Annotated in this window: 18 protein-coding genes, 1 tRNA gene and 1 pseudogene; 14 read left to right on the top strand and 6 right to left on the bottom strand. The window is 69.7% G+C overall.

All coding sequences use genetic code 11. The features are described 5' to 3' along the window. Positions 1 to 111: 111 nt before the first annotated feature. The 4 genes from mmsA to manA all read left to right on the top strand — a co-directional run bounded on the left by mmsA (position 112) and on the right by manA (position 5268). Positions 112 to 1677 carry a multiple monosaccharide ABC transporter ATP-binding protein gene (gene mmsA / locus ACUZ2Y_RS04720; protein ID WP_476327254.1) on the top strand — a complete coding sequence of 522 codons (1566 nt, stop codon included), beginning with the start codon at positions 112 to 114 and terminating at the stop codon, positions 1675 to 1677. Then, the gene (mmsB, locus tag ACUZ2Y_RS04725) at positions 1674 to 2960 is read left to right on the top strand and encodes a multiple monosaccharide ABC transporter permease (protein ID WP_476327256.1); all 1287 of its coding nucleotides are present in this window, start codon (positions 1674 to 1676) and stop codon (positions 2958 to 2960) included. The genes mmsA and mmsB overlap by 4 nt, the downstream gene beginning before the upstream one ends. A 42-nt stretch (positions 2961 to 3002) precedes the next feature. After that, a complete protein-coding gene (locus tag ACUZ2Y_RS04730) occupies positions 3003 to 4109 on the top strand; it encodes a substrate-binding domain-containing protein (protein ID WP_476327258.1) in 1107 nt (368 codons plus the stop codon). A 61-nt stretch (positions 4110 to 4170) separates the two neighbouring features. Further along, complete coding sequence (gene manA / locus ACUZ2Y_RS04735; protein ID WP_476327260.1) at positions 4171 to 5268, top strand: mannose-6-phosphate isomerase, class I; 1098 nt, start codon at positions 4171 to 4173, stop codon at positions 5266 to 5268. 14 nt (positions 5269 to 5282) lie between these two features. Here manA and ACUZ2Y_RS04740 read toward each other — a convergent pair whose 3' ends face one another. After that, positions 5283 to 5543 carry an HAD family hydrolase gene (locus tag ACUZ2Y_RS04740; RefSeq protein ID WP_476331604.1) on the bottom strand — a complete coding sequence of 87 codons (261 nt, stop codon included), beginning with the start codon at positions 5541 to 5543 and terminating at the stop codon, positions 5283 to 5285. Here ACUZ2Y_RS04740 and ACUZ2Y_RS04745 point away from each other — a divergent pair. Both ACUZ2Y_RS04745 and ACUZ2Y_RS04750 read left to right on the top strand, forming a co-directional pair. Beyond that, positions 5487 to 5987, top strand: a complete 501-nt coding sequence (locus ACUZ2Y_RS04745; RefSeq protein WP_476332163.1) for a hypothetical protein — start codon at positions 5487 to 5489, stop codon at positions 5985 to 5987. The genes ACUZ2Y_RS04740 and ACUZ2Y_RS04745 overlap by 57 nt on opposite strands. Positions 5988 to 6096: 109 nt before the next feature. Further along, entirely contained in the window at positions 6097 to 7554 is a 1458-nt protein-coding gene (locus ACUZ2Y_RS04750; protein WP_476327262.1) for a protein adenylyltransferase SelO, read from the top strand. 154 nt (positions 7555 to 7708) lie between these two features. Here ACUZ2Y_RS04750 and ACUZ2Y_RS04755 read toward each other — a convergent pair. Next, a tRNA-Asn gene (locus tag ACUZ2Y_RS04755) sits at positions 7709 to 7780 on the bottom strand. A gap of 99 nt (positions 7781 to 7879) precedes the next feature. Here ACUZ2Y_RS04755 and argG point away from each other — a divergent pair. Both argG and ACUZ2Y_RS04765 read left to right on the top strand, forming a co-directional pair. Then, a complete protein-coding gene (gene argG / locus ACUZ2Y_RS04760) occupies positions 7880 to 9322 on the top strand; it encodes an argininosuccinate synthase (protein ID WP_476327264.1) in 1443 nt (480 codons plus the stop codon). 232 nt (positions 9323 to 9554) lie between these two features. Next, positions 9555 to 9959, top strand: a complete 405-nt coding sequence (locus ACUZ2Y_RS04765) for a hypothetical protein (RefSeq protein ID WP_476327266.1) — start codon at positions 9555 to 9557, stop codon at positions 9957 to 9959. A 5-nt stretch (positions 9960 to 9964) separates the two neighbouring features. Here ACUZ2Y_RS04765 and ACUZ2Y_RS04770 read toward each other — a convergent pair whose 3' ends face one another. Beyond that, positions 9965 to 10789, bottom strand: coding sequence for an SMP-30/gluconolactonase/LRE family protein (locus tag ACUZ2Y_RS04770; RefSeq protein WP_476327268.1), 825 nt, complete (start codon positions 10787 to 10789; stop codon positions 9965 to 9967). A gap of 58 nt (positions 10790 to 10847) precedes the next feature. Further along, on the bottom strand, positions 10848 to 11831 hold the full coding sequence (locus tag ACUZ2Y_RS04775) for an alpha/beta fold hydrolase (RefSeq protein WP_476327270.1): 984 nt from the start codon (positions 11829 to 11831) through the stop codon (positions 10848 to 10850). A gap of 172 nt (positions 11832 to 12003) precedes the next feature. Between ACUZ2Y_RS04775 and ACUZ2Y_RS04780 the strand changes: the two genes are divergently transcribed. Next, the gene (locus tag ACUZ2Y_RS04780) at positions 12004 to 13257 is read left to right on the top strand and encodes a preprotein translocase subunit SecY (RefSeq protein WP_476327272.1); all 1254 of its coding nucleotides are present in this window, start codon (positions 12004 to 12006) and stop codon (positions 13255 to 13257) included. Between the two features lie 182 nt (positions 13258 to 13439). Here ACUZ2Y_RS04780 and ACUZ2Y_RS04785 read toward each other — a convergent pair whose 3' ends face one another. Further along, positions 13440 to 13784, bottom strand: coding sequence for a hypothetical protein (locus ACUZ2Y_RS04785; RefSeq protein WP_476327274.1), 345 nt, complete (start codon positions 13782 to 13784; stop codon positions 13440 to 13442). A gap of 1 nt (position 13785) precedes the next feature. Here ACUZ2Y_RS04785 and ACUZ2Y_RS04790 point away from each other — a divergent pair. The 5 genes and pseudogenes from ACUZ2Y_RS04790 to ACUZ2Y_RS04810 form a co-directional block, all read left to right on the top strand. Further along, a pseudogene (locus tag ACUZ2Y_RS04790) lies at positions 13786 to 14070 on the top strand (discoidin domain-containing protein); the annotation flags it as partial. A 138-nt stretch (positions 14071 to 14208) separates the two neighbouring features. Beyond that, the gene (locus tag ACUZ2Y_RS04795; protein ID WP_476327276.1) at positions 14209 to 15210 is read left to right on the top strand and encodes a protein kinase family protein; all 1002 of its coding nucleotides are present in this window, start codon (positions 14209 to 14211) and stop codon (positions 15208 to 15210) included. Between the two features lies 1 nt (position 15211). Next, positions 15212 to 16192, top strand: coding sequence for a hypothetical protein (locus tag ACUZ2Y_RS04800; protein ID WP_476327278.1), 981 nt, complete (start codon positions 15212 to 15214; stop codon positions 16190 to 16192). Beyond that, the gene (locus ACUZ2Y_RS04805) at positions 16192 to 17427 is read left to right on the top strand and encodes an adenylosuccinate synthetase (protein ID WP_476327280.1); all 1236 of its coding nucleotides are present in this window, start codon (positions 16192 to 16194) and stop codon (positions 17425 to 17427) included. The genes ACUZ2Y_RS04800 and ACUZ2Y_RS04805 overlap by 1 nt, the downstream gene beginning before the upstream one ends. A 19-nt stretch (positions 17428 to 17446) precedes the next feature. Beyond that, positions 17447 to 18079, top strand: a complete 633-nt coding sequence (locus ACUZ2Y_RS04810) for an NUDIX hydrolase (RefSeq protein WP_476327282.1) — start codon at positions 17447 to 17449, stop codon at positions 18077 to 18079. A gap of 356 nt (positions 18080 to 18435) precedes the next feature. Here ACUZ2Y_RS04810 and merA read toward each other — a convergent pair whose 3' ends face one another. Then, positions 18436 to 19848 (bottom strand): mercury(II) reductase, encoded by a 1413-nt coding sequence (merA, locus tag ACUZ2Y_RS04815; RefSeq protein WP_476327284.1) that lies wholly within the window; start codon positions 19846 to 19848, stop codon positions 18436 to 18438. Positions 19849 to 19935 lie beyond the last annotated feature (87 nt).

Below are 19935 nucleotides of genomic sequence, written 5' to 3' on the forward strand. Positions count from 1 at the left end.
CTGCCGAGCATTCTGCCCTAAAGCGTTGACTAAGTAAATCAAATGGATTTACAGTCCTCGCCACTCGCTGTAACCCGCAGGACATGAAGTCCCGAGCGACGGGAGAGGTTGATGTCAATCGGATGGTTCGGCCCCAGCGCACCGGTTCTGCTCGAGATGCGCTCGATCACGAAGACGTTCCCCGGCGTGACCGCCCTGGCCGATGTCGACCTGGTGGTCCGCACCGGCGAGATCCACGCCGTCTGCGGGGAGAACGGCGCCGGGAAGTCGACGCTGATGAAGGTGCTCAGCGGCGTGCACCCGCACGGCACCTACCGCGGGGAGATCGTCTACCAGGGCGAGGAGGTCCGCTTCGGCGACATCCGGGCCAGCGAGCAGGCGGGCATCGTCATCATCCACCAGGAACTCGCGTTGGTGCCCGGGATGTCGATCACCGAGAACGTCTTCCTGGGCAACGAGCCGCGCAGGCGCGGTGCGATCGACTGGAAGCGCGCCCAGCGCCGCGTCCTCGAGCTGATGGCGCAGGTCGGCCTCAAGGAGGACCCCGACACCCTGGTCAAGGACATCGGCGTCGGCAAGCAGCAACTCGTCGAGATCGCCAAGGCGTTCGCCAAGGACGTGCGGCTGCTCATCCTCGACGAGCCGACCGCGGCGCTCAACGAAGCCGACTCGCGGCACCTGCTCGACCTGCTGCGCGAGTTCCAGCGGCAGGGGATCACCTCGATCATCATCTCCCACAAGCTCAACGAGATCGAGGCGATCGCCGACTCCATCACGATCCTGCGCGACGGCCGGACCATCGAGACACTCGACCTGCGCGCCGAAGGGGTCGACGAGGACCGCATCGTGCGCGGCATGGTGGGCCGCGAACTCAGCAGCCGCTTCCCCGACCACACCCCCGACATCGGCGAGGTGTTCTTCGAGGTCCAGAACTGGACGGTGCGCCACCCGATCTCCACCGAGCGGATGGTGTGCAAGAACTCCGGCTTCACCGTGCGCCGCGGCGAGATCGTCGGCTTCGCGGGCGTCATGGGCGCCGGACGCACCGAACTCGCGATGAGCCTGTTCGGCCGGTCCTACGGGGTCTGGCTCGGCGGCCGCGTCCACAAGGACGGCAAGGAGATCCACGTCAAGTCCGTCGCCGACGCGATCCGGCACGGCATGGCCTACGTGAGCGAGGACCGCAAGGCGATCGGGCTCAACCTGCTCGACGACATCAAGACCTCGGTCGTGGCGGCCAAACTGTCCAAAGTGGCCCGACGCGGAGTCGTCGACCGGGTCGCGGAGCACCGGGTCGCCGAGGAGTACCGCCGCGGTCTGCGGATCAAGGCTCCGGACGTCGACGTGGACGTCACCAAGCTCTCCGGCGGCAACCAGCAGAAAGTCGTGCTGGCCAAGTGGATGTTCACCGATCCCGACCTGCTGATCCTCGACGAGCCGACCCGAGGCATCGACGTGGGCGCCAAGTACGAGATCTACGCGATCATCCAGCGCCTGGCGAAGCAGGGCAAAGGCGTCGTCGTCATCTCTTCGGAGCTGCCGGAGCTGATCGGCCTGTGCGACCGCGTCTACACCGTGTTCGAGGGAACCATCACCGGCGAGGTCGCGCGCGCCGACGCGGATCCCGAACTCCTCATGAAACAGATGACCACCAACAAGAAGATGTCGATCTCATGAGCACATACCAAGACCTCAAGAAGAACCTCTTCGGAGGAACCACGTCCATCAGCCGCCAGTTCGGCATGATCTTCACCCTGGTGGCGATCATCCTGCTGTTCCAAGTCCTGACCGACGGCCTCACCCTGACGTCAGGCAACCTCATCGCGGTCGTCAGCCAGTACTCCTACATCCTCATCCTCGCCATCGGCATGCTGATGGTGATCGTCGCCGGGCACATCGACCTGTCGGTCGGCTCCATCGCGGCGTTCACCGGAATCGTGGTCGCCAAAGCGATGCGGGACTACGACCTGCCCTGGCCGCTCGCGATCCTCTTAGGACTGTTCGTCGGCGCGGTGATCGGCGCGTGGCAAGGCTTCTGGGTCGCCTACATCGGAGTGCCCGCGTTCATCGTCACACTGGCGGGCATGCTGTTGTTCCGCGGCGGCAACCAGTTCATCGGCAACGCCGACACGGTGCCGGTCCCCGAGGGCTTCCGCGCCATCGGCGCGGGCTTCCTGCCCGAGGTCGGGCCAAGCACCGGGTACAACAACCTGACTCTCCTGCTCGGCCTCGCCGCCTGCGTCGCCGTCGGGTGGCGGGAGTGGCGTTCACGGCGGACCCGCCTGGAGTTGGGCGCCATGCCCGCTCCACTGTGGATCTCCGGGGTGCGCCTCGCGGTGATGCTCGGCGTCATCGTCTTCGCCACGCTGCGCTTCGCGGGCGGGCGGGTCGGCACCAGCCTTCCAGTGTCGGGCATCATCCTGGGCGCGCTGGTGATCGCGTATTCGTTCTACACCCGCAACACCGTCTCGGGCAGGCACATCTACGCGGTGGGCGGCAACGCGCGCGCCGCCGAGCTGTCCGGCGTGAAGCTCAAGCGAGTCAATTTCCTTGTCATGATGAACATGTCGGTTCTCGCCGCACTGGCGGGCATGATCTTCGTGGCCCGGTCGGCCGCCTCCGGCCCGCAGGACGGACTGAGCTGGGAGCTCGACGCGATCGCCGCGGTGTTCATCGGCGGGGCCGCGGTCTCCGGCGGTCTCGGCACCATCAGCGGTTCGATCGTCGGCGGCCTGGTCATGGCCCTGCTCAACAACGGCCTGCAGCTCATGGGGGTCGGCGCCGACCTGGTGCAGATCATCAAGGGCCTGGTCCTGCTGCTCGCCGTCGCGCTCGACGTCTACAACAAGAGCCAGGGCCGCTTCTCGGTCCTCGACTCGATCATGCGCCCGTTCCGCCGCTCAGAGCCACCGCCCGTCGCGTCGCCGAGCGAACCGGTTCGCGAGACCGCCCCAGCCTGACGTGCCCACCTCCAGCGGTAACCAAGAAAGGTAGACCTCAAGATGCGCAACCACTTCACCAAGACAATCGCGGTCGGCGCCGCGGCCATGCTGGCGCTCGGCGCCACCGCCTGCTCCACCGAACGCGAGGGCCAGGGCGGCGCGAACGCGCCTGCCAAAGGTTTCGCCGCGGACGCCCTCATCGGTGTCGCGCTGCCGTCCAAGACTTCGGAGAACTGGGTCCTCGCCGGTGACCTGTTCACCAACGGGCTCAAGGAGGCGGGCTTCAAGTCCGACGTGCAGTACGCGGGCGCGTCGACCACCGTCGCCGACCAGCAGGGTCAGATCTCCGCCATGGTCACCAAGGGCGCCAAGGTGATCGTCATCGGCGCGACCGACGCGGCCCAGCTGTCCACCCAGGTGAAGCAGGCCAAGGAATCCGGTGCGGTCGTCATCGCCTACGACCGACTCATCACCAACACGCCGGACGTCGACTACTACATCGCCTACGACAACTTCAAGGTCGGCCAACTGCAGGGCACGGCGCTGCTGGAGGGGATGAAGGCGAAGAAGGCCACCGGTCCGTGGACCGTCGAGCTGTTCTCCGGATCACCGGACGACAACAACTCGGCGGTGTTCTTCAACGGCGCGATGGACGTCCTCAAGCCGCTCATCGACAAGGGCGAGGTCGTCGTCGGCTCCGGCCAGTCCGATGTCAAGCAGACCGCCATCCAGGGCTGGAAGGCCGAGGCCGCCCAGCAGCGCATGGACTCGCTGCTGACCTCGACCTACAGCGGCGGCAAGACCCTCGACGGCGTCCTGTCGCCGAACGACACCCTCGCCCGCGCGGTTCTCACCTCGGTGAAGGGCGCGGGCAAGCCGCTCCCGACCGTCACCGGCCAGGACTCCGAGGTGGAGTCGGTCAAGTCGATCATGGCGGGCGAGCAGTACTCCACGATCAACAAAGACACCCGCAAGCTGGTCGCGGAGACCATCAAGATGGTCAAGGCCCTGCAGGGCGGCGGCACGCCGGAAGTCAACGACACCAAGTCCTACGACAACGGCGTCAAGGTCGTCCCGTCGTTCCTCCTGCCGCCGGTGATCGTCACCAAGGCCAACGCCGCGCAGGCGTACGCCACCGACCCGAAGCTGTCCCCACTCGCCAAGTGAGCCGCCGTCGCGCGTCCCGGGGATCGATCCGGGACGCGCGACCTGTCATCCGGAGGTGGCCATGAGCGAACTGCTGCGGCTGGTCAACCCGGTCCGGGCCTACGACTGGGGCTCGCGCACCGTGCTGGCCGCGCTGCTCGGCCGCCCGACAGTCGGGCCCGAAGCGGAACTGTGGATCGGCGCGCACCCCGTGGCCCCGTCGCGCCTGCCCGACGGCCGACCGCTGGACCGGGTGATCGCGGACGACCCGGTCCCGATGATCGGACCCGACGCCGACCGGCTCCCGTTCCTGCTGAAGGTCCTCGCGGTGGAGCGCCCACTGTCCATTCAGGTCCACCCGGATGCCGACCAGGCCCGCGCCGGCCACGCGCGCGGCAGTTACAACGACGCCTGGCCCAAGCCCGAACTCGTCTACGCGCTCACCGAATTCGAAGCCCTGTGCGGGTTCTCCGATCGCGCATGGCACCTGCTCACCGCCGCGGGCGGCGCCCGGCTGCGTCAAGTGGCGGACGTGCTGCTCGACGGCGGACCGCGGGCGGCGGTCACGGCACTGGCGCGCTGGCCTGAAACCGACCGCGCGGCGCTGGTGGTCGAGGTGCGCGCGAGCCAGGCCGACGCCGCCGAGCTGGTGTGGGCCCGCCGGCTGGCCTCGCTGCACCCGCGGGACCCCGGGGTCGTCATGGCGCTGCTGATGAACCTGGTGACGCTCGCACCCGGCCAGGCGCTGTTCACCCGACCCCGAACGATCCACGCCTACCTGCGCGGCACCGCGGTCGAGATCATGGCCAACTCCGACAACGTCCTGCGCGGCGGGCTGACGGCCAAGCACGTCGACATCGCCGAACTCCGCGCCGTCGCCGACTTCACCCCGTCGACGCCCGAGCTGACGACCGCGGTTCGGCTGCGCAACGGTGAGGACCTATTCCCCACCGCGGCGGCCCAGTTCCAACTCACCCGACTCCAGCCGGCAGGCGGCACGATCGAGATCACCGAGCCCGGTCCGGGCGCACTGCTGTGCCTGGAAGGCGAACTGACCGTCGAACGCGGCTCCACCCACGAGCCCCTGCGCCACGGTGAAGCGCTGTTCATTCCCGCCGCGGGCGGCCCGCTGCACGTCAGCGGAACCGGACTCGCCTTCCGGGCCGCGCTCCCCTCCTGACCGCCGTTGGCCAGTCAGGCGACTTTCCGCAGCAAGTGAGGCAGGGTCCGCATATCGTGGAAGACGGTGGTCTCCGGCCCCTCGAGCCGCTCGGCGGGGGTGACGCCGCCCGCATAGCCCAGGCAGCGCATGCCTGCGGCGCGAGCTGCCTGGACACCGAAGCGACTGTCCTCCACCACGACACACGCGGACGGGGCGACGCCCATCTTGGCGGCCGCGTGCAGGAAAAGGTCCGGCGCGGGCTTGCCGTGGGAAACCTCGGTGGCGCTGAAGATCCGGCCCGCGAAACGGTCGTAGAGGCCGACACGGCAAAGAAGTACGTCGTGATCTGGAAATCCAGTTTCGTCGGGACGTCGGTGACCGAGAGCCGCCCCGACGCCGGGCTGCCCTGCAGCGCGGCGGTGATTTGCGCGGTGAGGCTGCCAATGCCCTCGGACGCGTCCGCTCGGACCGTGCTCTTCGAACCGAAGATCGAACCCGTCTTGTCCTTCGTGTGGGTCATCGACCGCAGCCCGGTCCGGGGGATGGTCACCGCTACCCAGCCCAAGAGCGGGGCCACGATCTGGTTCAGCTACAGCGCCTTCGCTGAGGCTCCGACTCCCCCGTCGGCCGCCACGACCATGACAACCACCACGAGTCCCCCACCGATCAGTACCACTGACCACGGCAGTCACCACCACACGCTGATGACGCCGCCGTGGTGCGGATCGCCGGATTGAATACCGGGTTTGTAGCCAACGGCTTCAGTGGTCCTATCGCGATAGCCCAGCCCAAGTGACCGCGGGCGCGCTTTCGGCAAGCCCGCCGACGCCACGTACCGTGGGTGGCGTGAGTATCACCCCGCCGCCGACCGTCACCCTGGACAGCCAGTTCGCCCGCGCGCTCCCGGAGATGGCTCTTCCCTGGCAGGCAGAGCAGGCTCTCGCGCCGAGCCTGCTCGTGCTCAACGACCCACTGGCCGCCGAACTCGGCCTCGACCCCGCCTGGCTACGCGGTCCCGAAGGGGTGCGCGTGCTCGTCGGCGACCACGTTCCCGACGGCGCGACTCCGGTGGCCCAGGCCTACGCCGGGCACCAGTTCGGGCATTACTCCCCGCGTCTGGGTGACGGGCGTGCCTTGCTGCTCGGCGAGCTCGTCCACGCCGACGGCCTGCCGCGCGATCTTCACCTCAAGGGATCCGGGCGCACGCCGTTCTCCCGCGGCGGCGACGGTCTGGCAGCGGTCGGCCCGATGCTGCGCGAGTACGTCATCAGCGAGGCCATGCACGCCCTCAACGTCCCCACGACCCGTTCCCTTGCCGTCGTGGCGACCGGACAGCCGGTGCGCCGCGAGACCCTGTTGCCGGGTGCTGTGCTCGCCCGGGTCGCGAGCAGCCACCTGCGAGTCGGCAGCTTCCAGTACGCCCGGGCCACGGGCGACGTCGACCTCCTGCGCCGGCTCGCCGACCACGCGATCGCCCGGCACCATCGCGCCGCCGCGAACGCCGAGCGCCCCCCTCTCGCGCTGTTCGAGGCCGTGGTCGCCGCCCAGGCGTCCCTGGTCGCCCAGTGGATGCTCGTCGGCTTCGTCCACGGGGTCATGAACACCGACAACATGACGATCTCCGGTGAGACCATCGACTACGGACCTTGCGCGTTCATGGAAGCGTTCGACCCGGCCACCGTGTTCAGCTCCATCGACCACGCCGGGCGCTACGCCTACGGCCAACAGCCCGCCATGGCCGAATGGAACCTTGCGCGACTCGCCGAAGCGCTTCTTCCGCTGTTCGCCGAAGAGGAGGAGCAGGCGATCGCGCTGGCGGTCGAGGCGCTGGGCGCGTTCCGCAAGCAGTACGACGACGCCTGGTCGACCGGTATGCGGACCAAACTCGGTGTGTCCGACGACGCGGTGACCTCACCGCTGGTCGACGACCTTCTCACCCTGCTCCAGGCCGACCACGTCGACCACACGTCCGTCTACCGCCGCCTCGCCGGGGCCGTCCACGGCGACGCCGAACCGGTGCGGGAACTGTTCCTCGACCTCGCCGGGATCGACGACTGGCTGGCCCGCTGGCGGGCCATGGAACCGGACGCCGACGTGATGCGGCGGGTCAATCCCGCCTACGTCCCCCGCAACCACCTCGTCGAGGAAGCGCTCGCCGCCGCGACCGGGGGCGAGCATGGACCGCTCGAACGACTCCTCGACGCGGTGACCAACCCGTACGACGAGCGCCCCGACCGCGAGCGGTACGCCACCCCCGCCCCGGTCGACTTCGGCACGACTTATCAGACCTTCTGCGGAACCTGACACCGAAGCCAGGTTCCGCGCAAGGTCCGCCGCGATCAGGTGCCGTACACCTCGAACTCGTAGATCCGAGGGAATCGGACCCTCCCGGGCGATCGTGCAAGGATCGCCTGCGCCCAGCGCGTTCCCCCAAGCCCCCGGCCTCGGCTGGGCGCGGCTCCCCTGCCAGGACTCGAACCTGGTCCACCCGGGTAACAACCGGGTACGCAACCTGTTACGCCTCAAGGGAATGGAGACGTAGTGCCGCGCTTTTCGGGGCCGCGCTCACGCTGACCTGCGACGACCCCCGATTTGCATAGCCATCCAGTGGAGTGCATACTCTTCCATTGTGTCCAAGGTATTGACTTCCCTCCCGGCCGGCGAGCGCGTCGGCATCGCGTTCTCCGGTGGTCTCGACACCTCCGTCGCCGTCGCGTGGATGCGCGAGAAGGGCGCGGTGCCCTGCGCGTACACCGCCGACATCGGCCAGTACGACGAGCCGGACATCGCCTCCGTGCCCGACCGCGCGACCGCGTACGGCGCCGAGATCGCCCGCCTCGTCGACTGCCGCGAGGCCCTGGTCGAGGAGGGCCTGGCGGCCCTGACGTGCGGCGCGTTCCACATCCGCTCCGGCGGGCGGACCTACTTCAACACCACCCCGCTCGGGCGCGCGGTGACCGGGACGCTGCTGGTCCGGGCGATGCTCGAGGACGACGTGCTGATCTGGGGCGACGGCTCCACGTTCAAGGGCAACGACATCGAGCGGTTCTACCGCTACGGCCTGCTGGCCAACCCGTCCCTGCGGATCTACAAGCCGTGGCTCGACGCCGGGTTCGTCGGCGAGCTCGGCGGCCGCACGGAGATGTCGGAGTGGCTGCTCGAGCGTGACCTGCCCTACCGCGACAGCGTGGAGAAGGCGTACTCCACCGATGCCAACATCTGGGGCGCCACGCACGAGGCGAAGTCGCTGGAACACCTCGACACCGGCATCGAGATCGTCAAGCCGATCATGGGTGTGCGGTTCTGGGACCCCGAGGTGGAGATCGTCCCCGAGGACGTCACCATCGGGTTCGAGCAGGGCCGCCCGGTGTCGATCAACGGCAAGGTGTTCGGCTCCGCGGTCGACCTGGTGCTGGAGGCCAACGCCATCGGCGGACGGCACGGCCTGGGCATGTCCGACCAGATCGAGAACCGGATCATCGAGGCGAAGAGCCGCGGCGTGTACGAGGCGCCCGGCATGGCGCTGCTGCACGCGGCCTACGAGCGGCTGGTCAACGCGATCCACAACGAGGACACGCTGGCCGCCTACCACGCCGAGGGCAGGCGCCTGGGCAGGCTGATGTACGAGGGCCGCTGGCTGGACCCGCAGGCGCTGATGATCCGCGAGTCGCTGCAGCGGTGGGTCGGCACCACCATCAGCGGCGAGGTCACGCTGCGGCTGCGCCGCGGCGAGGACTACTCCATCGTCGACACCTCCGGCCCGGCGTTCAGCTACCACCCGGACAAGCTGTCGATGGAGCGCACCGAGGACACCGCGTTCGGCCCCGGCGACCGCATCGGCCAGCTGACCATGCGCAACCTGGACATCGCCGACTCGCGAGCCAAGCTGGAGCACTACGCCCGCATCGGCATGGTCGGCGGCGCGCACGCGATGCTGATCCCGACCCCGGTGCCGACCAACCTGATCGGCACCATGCCCGAGGGCGGCGCGGAGGTTATCGCCTCCCGCGGCGTGGACTCCGAGACCGACGAACTGCTCGACGCCGCCGCCATGGAGTCCGGCACCGACTAGGTCCGCCTCCCCGGATTTATCCCACGGCGCAAGTGCCCGGGGGAACCACGATGAGTGGGTTCCCCGGGCGCTTTGCTTTGCGGTCCCCTTGGCCTGCGGTTGAGGGGACAAGTCGTTCGCGCCACCGCGCCACTGGGCAGCGGACATGTCCCGCCTGTCGGACATCCGGGCCCCCGCCACGCTGCCGCCACGCCAGGTCGGAGATCATGGCGCCGACAACGAAGGAGCAGCCATGTCGGTCGCGGATTTGACGGTGGAGTCGACGAGGGACGGGCCGTGGGTGGCGGGCGGCACCGGGACCTACACGCTGGTGGTGAGCGCCGGCGCGGGGCACGCCCAGTCGGACAAGCTGGTGAGCCTGACCCACGTCCTCCCATCGGGGATCACCGCGGAGTCCGTCGAGGGCGACGGGTGGAGCTGCTCGGTGTCGGGGAACAGGGTCACGGCCATGTCGAGGCGGACCGTGGCGGCCGGGGAGTCGTTCCCGCCGGTGCTGATCCGGGTGCGGATCGAGCGCCACGTGTCGGGTGAGGTCTCCGCGCGCACCGCGCTGTCGGTTGCGGGCACCGAAGCCGACATCACCAACAACACGACGACGTCCACCACCACGGTCGCAGGCATCGCCGCGGAGGTCTGAACGGGTCAGTACCCGTAGCCGCGCCCGGTGTGGCCGACGTAGGTCGAGGCGTGCAGGCCCCGGACCCCTGGTTCGCAGAGGAAGAGCCTGCCCGCGTCGGGTTCCGGCCCGCGGGCGGTGGTGATGACGAGGGTCGCGAGGTCCGGGCCGCCGAACGCGCAGCCGGTGACGCCGCTGACCGGGACGCGCACGACCGTGCTCAGCGCACCGTCCGGTCCGTACCCGCGGACGCACGCATCGCCGCTTGCGACCCAGACGCCGCCGTCGGCGTCCACGGCCAGGCCTACGGCGTCGCCGTCGAGATCGACGAAAGTCCGCGGCGCGCCGGTTTCGCCGGTGAGGACGTCGAAGTCGCGCACGGCGATCCCGCCGGGAACGGCGTGGTAAAGCAGGTCGCCGCCGGGGCTCCACGACGGCCCGCCGCCCACCCCCGCATCGACCGCGATGGCCGTGCCGCGGAGGGTGAACCGGTAGAGCACGCCGCCGCCCACGGCCCACAGCCTGCCCAGCGGATCGCACGCGGCATCGGTGAGCACGTCCTGCGCGGCGCCGACCGCGACCAGCCCACCGTCCCGCCGCAGCGCCAGCACCTGCGTGCCCGCCACACCGACCCACCCCAGACCACCCGCGATCGGCACAGCCGCCACCAGTGGCGCGTCCACGGCAAGGCTTAGGTAGTGCGCCGGCCGGCCGTCCCGCCAGCGGGTCACGTGCAGCCGCCCCGCGGCGCCGTCGACCCAGGACAGCTCCTGGTCGGTCGACAGCGGCCGGGCGGGCATAGCACTGGTGGGGCCGCCAACACACCAAGCCGCCAGGGCAAGATCCGTCATGGCCTGCACTCCCATCCGCCGTGTCTGCACATTTCTGCACAGTTTCTGCCCGTTTCAATCAGGAGTCAACAGGATGGAGCAGATTTATGCAGGCGCGGCCATGGCGGTCCAAAACGGCGCTTCGCCCCGTCCGACCATTTGTGGATCGAGAGCAAAGCCGTCGACGACTGCGGGCACCCGGCGGGTCGACCCAGTGTTCAAGCGGGGGCAGCGGACCGCGCCCTCGCGGCGATGATCGCCGCGAGTTCCGCGGGCTTCTCCTCGGGGATCCAATGGGACGCGTCGAGGACCTCGAGGTGGTACGCGGCGGTGACGTACCGTCCGGCGAGGTCCGCCGCGCGGCAGGTGATGAACCGGTCGCGGGTGCCCGCGGCATGCGTTGTCGGCCCAAGGACATTCCGGCCCGCGGCAACGGGTTCGTCAGGAACATCGCGCGGTACCAGTGCACGCTGTAGGTGAGCGCGCCCGAGTCGAGAACCTCGTCGAGGACGTGGGCGATCTGCTCGTCGTCCATGCCGGTTCCGGCGAGTCTCCGGCCCAGCTGTCCGCGCTGCCGCAAGACCAGCTCGGGGAGCCACGGGAGGTGGAAGGCCAGCATGTACCAGGAGCGGATCGCCTGGGTGCTGCTGAGCATGGACCGGATGAACGCCATCCGGTGCGGCACCGACACGGACGTGAGCGTCCTGACCATCGCCGGGTTGCGCGCGGCCATCGCCCAGGCGACCGTTGATCCCCAGTCGTGGCCGACGAGGTGGACCGGACCGGCCCCGATCGCGTCGACGAGCGCGGCGGCATCGCCGACGAGCTCACTCACCCGGTAGTCCCGGCGCAGGCGCGGGCGAGCGCCGGGCGAGTACCCGCGCTGGGTGGGGGCGACCGTCCGGTAGCCGCGCTCGTGCAGCAGGGGCGTCACGCGATCCCACTCGGAGGCGGTCTGCGGCCAGCCGTGCAGGAGCACGATGACTTCGCCGCCGATGGGGCCGCGGTCGACGACGTCGAAGGTGAGCCCGTCACGGGTGAACTTGGCCAGTCGCCCTGCCATGATCCGAGTCTGGGCATCCAGACCCTGGATCGACGTGGCCACTCCGACTGGCGCAAATGCGCCCTGCTTTAGGCGCTTTCCACGACCGCGCGGCAGTCTCCAGTCGGGCTTGGCCGCTAAGATCAGATTATGACCCTAATCCAGATTATGGCCATCATGTCAGCGTTTGGTCGTGGCTGAGCGCAAGCGGGATTACCGGGTGGTGGCGGGCCGGGTCGCGGTGACGCTGCTCGCGGTGGTCGGGTTCCGGGTCGGCCAGGCGCTGCCGCTGCCGTTCACCGACACCGCGGCGCGCACCGTGTCGTCCTCTGTGGACAGTCCGCTGTACTGGCTGGTCGACCTGCTCGCGGGTGGCGTCCTGTCCTGGTCGGTGATCACCTTCGGCGTGCTGCCGCTGGTCGCCGCACCGTTTCTCATGCGGTACGCGATCGTGGTGAGTCCGAGGCTGCGCGCCCTCAAGGCCGCAGGCGACGAAGGCGCGCGCGTCCTCGCGCGCCGGACTCGGGCGGTGGCCATCGTGCTGGGGATCGCCGGGGCGGTTGCCCTCGCGTGGTTCGGCGCGTCGACGGGGCAGGTGTTCCCGGGGGTGCCGAACCACGGCGTCGCCGTGCTCACCGGGCGCGGCGGGCTCGCGTTGGGCGTGGTGGTCCTGATCAGCACGGCGGGCACGGTCGTCGCGCTGGTGCTCGCGCACGTGATCTCGACGCGCGGGCTTGGCGACGGCCTCCAGGTTCTGCTGCTGACCCAGATCCTGGCCACGGCGTGGCGGGAGCTGTCCCGGGCGGTCGACGACCACGGCTTCATCGCCGTCCCCGTCGCCGTGGTCGTCGTGGCGGCCGTGGCGTTCGGGACGATCCTGGTCGCCCAGGCCCAGCGCCGGGTGCCAATCCAGTACCAGCGGCGGATGGCGGCCCGCCTGCCGCACGGCGTCACGCCCAGCTACGTGCCGCTGCGCGCGACGCAGCACGGTGGTCCGATCCTGCTAGCCGGGTGCCTGGTGGCGATCCCGGCCGCGTTCGGCGCGGGCTGGGCCGCCGAGACGCACCCCGTGCGCCTGGCCGCCTACACCGTCCTGGTCGGCCTGCTGTCCTTCGCCCGGATCGGGCTGGAGTTCCGCGCCGACGTGGTCGCCGACAAACTGGCCAGGACAGGCGGGTTCATTCCCGGGATCCGCCCCGGCCCACCGACCGAGGAGTACCTCGCCTACGTGCACACGCGGCTTGCGCGCGCGGGCGCGGCGTATCTCGCGGGCGCGGCGCTGGTCGTGGAGCTCGGCCTCGTGGTGATCGGCGCGGCGCCCCGGTTCCCGTTCGCCGGGGTGGCGATCCTGATGTGCGTGATCTTCGCCGTGGACGTCGTGCTCCGCGCGGCGAAGCAACTGGAGGCTCGGGTTCAGATTGCCCGCTACCAGGACCTGCTGCGCTGACGGGTCAGGCCCGGACGGGGACGAAGGTCTCCTCCCGGGCCCGCGGGCCCGATCGCCTTCTCTGGCCGGGTCAGCCGGGCTGTGGTGGGGTGTCGGGACCGTGCCGGGTCGATCGTGCTCTCGTCGGGCTTGAGCGGCGGTACTGCGCGATGGCCAGGGACGATCCGCAGGGCCGCCGCCGCTCACTGCGCCTCGCCGAGATCAGCGAACGCCGTCTCGTCATCGACCGGCGGACCGGCACCACCAGCACCGACCTGTGGCCACCGGGGCGCCGACCCGCCGTCGAGCACACCCAGGACGTCGACGGCGTCGACCAGTCCGCCAAGACCACCTACCTCGACCTGTTCGACGACGTCCTCATGGCGATCTTCACCGCGCCCTGGGTGGCCCAGGAGCCGCCGCTGCGCGACTACGCCATCGGCAAGCCCGGCGACACCAACCTCGCCCTCAACCGCCCGGTGACCCGTCTCCTCGACGGAAAGCACCGCGTACCAAGGCCCCAACGCCGTCGACGGCGACCACGGCACCCGGTGGGCCAGCGCCTACCCGTCGTGGCTCTACGTCGACCTCGGCACCACCAAGACCGTCAACGGCGTCCAGGTGTCCTGGGAGGACGGCTACGCCACCGACTACAACGTCATCCACTGGACCGGCACCACCTGGGCGAGCGCCCACCACACCGGTTCCGGCGACGGCGACCACGACTTCATCCCCCTCGACGGCCTGCGCACGCGCTATATCGGCATCCAGGGCAACCACCGCGCCACCAACTACGGATATTCGATCAGGGAACTGACGGTAGCCGGTCGATAGTTCCTTCTGTCCCTACGGTTGACCGCACGTCCACGCGGTGCCGACCAAAGCCGCCGCCACCCAGATAGCCGGCTAACGTGACCGGGGACACACTCCAGTTCGACCCCACCGTTAATTTGAGTCCAGTAGACTCAAACTATGTTCACCAGGGATGAAGCGCTCGAACGGGTCGAACGGGCAGGCTCACCGGCTGGCCTGTTCGGTCCGTTCGACGCGACCCGAAAGAAGGAGGTGCAGCGGCTGTTCCGGGCGTTGGCGGCCGTGCTGCACCCCGACCGGGTGGGCCCGGGCGACACCAGGGCGCACGCGGCGTCGGCGGAGTTGACCCGGCTGCACCACCACTGGCTCCACTCGACGCCGGTCGAACTGCGCACCGCACGCGCCGCCTACCGGATCTCCGACCGGCACGCGGTCGGCAGCGTCGCCAACGTCTATCGGACCGACGGCCCGCACGTGGTCAAGGTGGTGCGCAACCCCGCGCTCAACCCGCTGCTGCACGCCGAGTGGGACGCGTTGCGTCGACTCGACCAGCTCACCGACCACCACCGGTGGCTCCGGCCCTACTACCCGCGACTGGTCGACAAGTCCGGCGACGTGGGGCGCGGCGAGCGCGCGTTCACCGTGCTGGAACCGCTGGTGGACGGGTTCGTGACGCTGGCGGACGTGCGCCGGGCGTTCCCCCGCGGGCTCGACGGCCGAGACTACGCGTGGATGCACCGCAGGCTGCTGCGGGCGATCGCGGGCGCGCACCGGATCGGCCTGGTGCACGGCGCGATCGTCGCGGACAACGTGCTGGTACACCCGGAGCAGCACGGGATCGTGCTGGCAGGCTGGACGTTCGGCGTCACGGCAGGCGAACGGCTCCTGGCCACCGCCAAGACGATCGCCTACCCGCCGGAAGTCCTCGGCGGACGACCGGTCGCCGCCGCCACAGACGTCCACATGGCACACACGTTGATGCTGGACATGGTGGCAGACAACGAACCCAGGCAGCGTGCGTTTGCGCGGTGGTGCGCGCAGGACAACCCGGACCGCCGGCCCGACGCCGCCGACCTGCTCACCGAGTACGACGAACTGCTCGAAGAACTCTACGGCGAACGGACCTTCCGCCCGTTCGCGCTACCCAGGACAGGAGCTTGACATGGGACACGGCAAGTGGGACGACAACGCCTACGCGGCGGGCCGGACCTTCCGCGCCGCCAAGGGCATCGACGACTTCGGCTACACCGCCGCGCTGCGGTCGCGTCCGAGAGATGAGTGGAAGGCCGACCCGTCGCTCGACCCGAAGGGCGTGGTGGCGCGCGAGTGCCGCGACTCGCCCGACCACGCCGACTCGACGCCGATCGCGGTGCTGTTCGACGTCACCGGCTCGATGGGCAGGGTGCCGCAGATCATGCAAGGCAAGCTGGGCAAGCTGCACGGCCTGTTGCAGCGCAAGGGCTACCTGACCGACCCACAGCTGATGTTCGGCGGCATCGGCGACGCGGACAGCGACCACGTACCGCTCCAAGTCGGGCAGTTCGAGTCGGACAACCGGATGGACGAGCAGCTGCGCACCATCTTCCTGGAGGGCAACGGCGGCGGGCAGAAGAGCGAGTCGTACGAACTCGCGGCCTACTTCGTGGCCCGGCACGTGGTGACCGACGCGTGGCAGAAGCGCGGGCGCAAGGGCTATCTGTTCCTGATCGGCGACGAGCTGAACAAGCCGCGGCTGGAGGCGAAGCACATCCGCAGGCTCATCGGGGACGACGTTCAGGAGGACATCGACCCGGCCTCGGTGTACCGGGAACTGAGCCGCAAGTGGCACGTATACTTCGTGCTTCCCAAGCAGTCGTCGTACTACGACGACCCGCAGATCGCCGACCACTGGCGCGACCTGCTCGGCCAGAACTTCCTCAAGCTGGACGACCCGGGCGCGGTGTGCGAGCTGATCGCCGCCACCATCGGGATGGAGGAGCGGGTAGTCGACCTGGACCAGGCGATGGTGGACCTGGCCGAGATCGGGTCGGCGGCGGAGAGCGAGGCGGTCGGCAAGGCGCTCGTCCACGCGGGCGGGAAGGCACTGACCAAGTCGGCCACTCCCCCGCTGCTCGACGGCCCCGACGACGTGACGCTGACCTGATGGACCGGCACATCGTCGTCGTCGGACTGGGGTTCGGCGACGAAGGCAAGGGAGCGGTCGTCGACGCGCTGTGCCACGACGGCCCGGTGACGTCGGTGGTGCGGTTCAACGGCGGCGCGCAGGCCGCGCACAACGTGGTCGTCGGGGACCGGCACCACACGTTCAGCCAGTTCGGGTCCGGCACGCTCTCGGGCGTGCCGACCCACCTCTCCCGCCACGTGCTGGTCGAACCGATCGCCTTGGCCCGCGAGTCGGAGGAGTTGGCGGCGCTGGGCGTCGCCGACCCGCTGCGGCTGCTGTCGATCGACGCCGACGCCCTGCTCACCACCCCGATCCACGTGGCCGCGAACCGGACACGGGAGGACGCCCGCGGCCACGCCCGGCACGGGTCGTGCGGCAAGGGCATCGGCGAGACCGTGTGGTACTCGCTGCTCGCGGCGCGCGGTGCAGTCCCAGGTGACACGGTGGAGAACCAGCGGGTGCCCGGTGTTGCGGGTCTGCCTTTGGTGGTCGGCGACTGCGCTCAACCCTCGGTGCTGCGGCGGAAGCTCGACGCGCTGGCCCGTTTCTACGAGCCGCTGATCGGGGCGGGCCCGTCGGTGGACGACCTGGTGGCGTTGTACCGGGACTTCGCGGGTGCGGTCCGCGTGACGACCGGTGACGAGGTCGGCAGGCTCGCCGATCGTGGACGGCTGGTGTTCGAGGGCGCCCAGGGCGTGCTGCTCGACCAGTGGCACGGGTTCCACCCGCACACGACGTGGTCGACGGTGACCCCGGACAACGCCCGGAGCCTGCTCGGGCACCGCTGCGCCACGGTGATCGGCGTGACCAGGACGTACCAGACCCGCCACGGCGCGGGGCCGCTCCCGACTGAGGATCACGGCGTGCGGGCGCGGTTCCCGGAGCGCCACAACGGCACCGGCGAGTACCAGGGAGCGTGGCGGGCGGGGCACCTCGACGCCGTGCTGCTGCGGTACGCGGTGGCCACGTGCGGTGGCGTGGACGCGCTGGCGGTGACGCACCTCGACGCTGATGGTCTCAAGGTGGCCACCTCGTACGACGCGCCGCTGCCGTCCTCTCGGCTTACCGAGTTCCTCTTCGAACGCAGGGCGGCGTTGGTCGACATGCCGGACCCGGTGGCGTGGCTTGAGGAGGACTTGGACGTGCCGGTGGTCGTGACCGGCGCCGGGCCGGACCGGGCTGACTACGCGGTGCGGACACCGGTCCACCGGTGAGATGCGGGAGAATCGGGCCATGATCGAGTCGACCCCTGTGTCGGTGGACGTGCTGGCGCTGCGCTTCGACCCGACATCGCGGGCCGTGCTGCTCTGTGTCGCTCCCCGGGCGTTCGAACCGTTCGCGGGCGCGCTCGCCCTGCCCGGTGTGCTGCTGGGCAAGGGCGAGCGGCTGCGAGACGCGGCGCGGCGTGCGGTGACCGGCAAGCTCGGCGTGCCCGAGGAAGCGATCTCGGCGTCGGGTCAGCTGACGACGTTCGACGAGCCGTCCCGAGACCCACGCGGACCGACGCTGTCGATCGCGCTGTGGTCCACGATCGACGCGAGCCCGCTGATCGGCGACGGCCCGACGTGGACCCCGCTGGACGAGGTGCCGCCGTTGGCGTTCGACCACGACCGCATCGTCCAGGACTGCCGCCCGATGCTCGCCGACCGGCTGTGGCGGGACACCGCGTTCACCGCCGGTCTGTTGGGCCGCGAGTTCACCACCGCGCAGGCGCTGGACGTGACCGAATCCCTCACCGGCGTCCGTCCTTACCCGGCCAACCTTGGCCGGACCATGGAGCGGGTGCCCGGCCTGGAACGCACCGCCCAGCACGCCGCCGCGCTGCCGAAGGGCGGCAGGCCGCCGTTGGTGTGGTGCTGGACCTAGTAACGGGTCCCCTCGGTCGTCCACCGTGCGTGCGGAAGGAGGCCGAGACGCAGCCGTTCCCCTTCGCCGTTCGTCCCGTGCGTGTGGCGTAGCCGACCGGCGCGACACCGACTCCCCCCGGGTCCGCCGAGGCGGCCGGCCTGTGGAACCTCCGGACATCGGCCCTGCTCGGGATACGAGGTCGAGACGCTCGACCGCCCCTATCAGGACGCGACACGCACAGGTAGCGGGGGGCGTTTCCGGAGACGCTTATCAATGTCCACTGTGGCCTCATCGCAGGAGTTAGATGCGCTGTGACGCAACGTAAATGCGTGGAGCTACCGGGAAATGGTTCGATTCCGTTTCCGTGAGGGTGTTCAGGACGCGCAGCAGGAGAGCTTCGCGACGTCGCGGGTGAAGGTCTGGGCGGCGAGTTTGAGTGCTTCGGCCATGGTCAGGTAGGGGCACCACAGCTCGGCCATCTGCCCCACGGTCATGTTGTTCGCCAATGCGTAGACGGCGGTCGCGATGACCTCGCCCGCTCCGTCGGCGAGCAGGTGGGCGCCGAGCAGCCTGCCGGTGTGGCGGTCGGCAACAAGTTTGACCAAGCCGCGGGTGTCCCGGTTGACCAGAGCCCGGGGCACGTAGTTCAACGGCAGGACCCGGGTGTCGCAGTCGAGACCTTGGGCGCGGGCTTGGGTTTCGGTAAGGCCGGCCGAGGCGACCTGCGGGCTGGTGAAGGTGACCCGTGGCAGGTGGTGATAGTCCAGCGTGCGTCCGGCGTCGTCGAAGGCGTTGTCGGCGACCAGGGTGCCGTGCGCGCCGGCGACGTAGACGAACTGCGGGTGCCCGGTGACGTCGCCCGCCGCCCAGATCCGCGGGTTGTGGGTGCGGAGCCGCTCATCGACGACGATCTCGCCGCGCGGGCCGGTCTTGACGCCCACGGTGTCGAGGTTCAGGCCGTCGGTGACGGGCATGCGCCCGGTGGCCACCAGGAGCCGCTCGGCGGCCAGGTCCCGGGGCGGTCCGTCGCCACCGGACACGGTGGCCACGATCGCGTCGTCCGGTTGGGTGCGCACGGAGTGCACCACCGTGTTGGTGTGCACGGCGATGCCATCGTCGACGAAGACCTGCTCGATGCCGGCGGAGATGTCCGGTTCCTCGGCGGAGGCGAGCCGCGAGCGCGCCACGACAGTCACCTCGACTCCGAGGTGTGCGAACAGCTGCGCCTGCTCGAGCCCGACGTATCCGGCGCCGAGGACCAGCAGGGACCGGGGCAGTGCCTCGAGTTCCATCGCGCTCGTCGAGGTGAGGTAATCGACCTGGCTCAACCCGTCGATCGGCGGCGCCCATGGCTTCGACCCGGTCGCGATCAGGAAGTGGTCGGCCTCGATGTCGAGCGTCCCGCCATCAGCGCGCACGACGCGCAGCTGGGGGCCGTCGCGGAAGCGGGCGTGCCCCTGGATGATCTCCCATCCGTGCTCGGCGGCCAGATCGAGGTACTTCTCGGCGCGCAATCCCTCGACCAGCGCACGCTTGGCGCCGAACAGGGCCGCCGCGTCCACCTCGGCCGCGCTGGTGCGGATGCCGGGAAACCGTTGATCCATCGCGGCGTGGCGGGCTTCAGCGGCCGCGAGCAAGGCCTTCGACGGCACGCATCCGGTGTTCACACACGTTCCGCCGACCGTGCCGCGGTCGACCATCACCACGGTCCTGCCTTTGCGTCGTGCCGCGATAGCGGCGGCGAACGCACCACCGCCCGATCCGATCACCGCGAGGTCGTACCGCATTTCCAGCGCTCCTCTCCTCGACCCAGACGTATTCGCTTAGGCGGATACGAATGATGGTAACGTCATATTTGCCTATCCGCATATCTC

The organism is Actinokineospora sp. UV203 (assembly GCF_056323665.1).

Excerpts from the sequence above, each read along its gene's own strand:
- mmsA (WP_476327254.1), top strand. The coding sequence starts at position 112 with ATGTCAATCGGATGGTTCGGCCCCAGCGCACCGGTTCTGCTCGAGATG.
- mmsB (WP_476327256.1), top strand. The coding sequence starts at position 1,674 with ATGAGCACATACCAAGACCTCAAGAAGAACCTCTTCGGAGGAACCACG.
- ACUZ2Y_RS04730 (WP_476327258.1), top strand. The coding sequence starts at position 3,003 with ATGCGCAACCACTTCACCAAGACAATCGCGGTCGGCGCCGCGGCCATG.
- manA (WP_476327260.1), top strand. The coding sequence starts at position 4,171 with ATGAGCGAACTGCTGCGGCTGGTCAACCCGGTCCGGGCCTACGACTGG.
- ACUZ2Y_RS04765 (WP_476327266.1), top strand. The coding sequence starts at position 9,555 with ATGTCGGTCGCGGATTTGACGGTGGAGTCGACGAGGGACGGGCCGTGG.
- ACUZ2Y_RS04770 (WP_476327268.1), bottom strand. The coding sequence starts at position 10,789 with ATGACGGATCTTGCCCTGGCGGCTTGGTGTGTTGGCGGCCCCACCAGT.
- ACUZ2Y_RS04775 (WP_476327270.1), bottom strand. The coding sequence starts at position 11,831 with ATGGCAGGGCGACTGGCCAAGTTCACCCGTGACGGGCTCACCTTCGAC.
- ACUZ2Y_RS04795 (WP_476327276.1), top strand. The coding sequence starts at position 14,209 with ATGTTCACCAGGGATGAAGCGCTCGAACGGGTCGAACGGGCAGGCTCA.
- ACUZ2Y_RS04800 (WP_476327278.1), top strand. The coding sequence starts at position 15,212 with ATGGGACACGGCAAGTGGGACGACAACGCCTACGCGGCGGGCCGGACC.
- ACUZ2Y_RS04805 (WP_476327280.1), top strand. The coding sequence starts at position 16,192 with ATGGACCGGCACATCGTCGTCGTCGGACTGGGGTTCGGCGACGAAGGC.
- ACUZ2Y_RS04810 (WP_476327282.1), top strand. The coding sequence starts at position 17,447 with ATGATCGAGTCGACCCCTGTGTCGGTGGACGTGCTGGCGCTGCGCTTC.
- merA (WP_476327284.1), bottom strand. The coding sequence starts at position 19,848 with ATGCGGTACGACCTCGCGGTGATCGGATCGGGCGGTGGTGCGTTCGCC.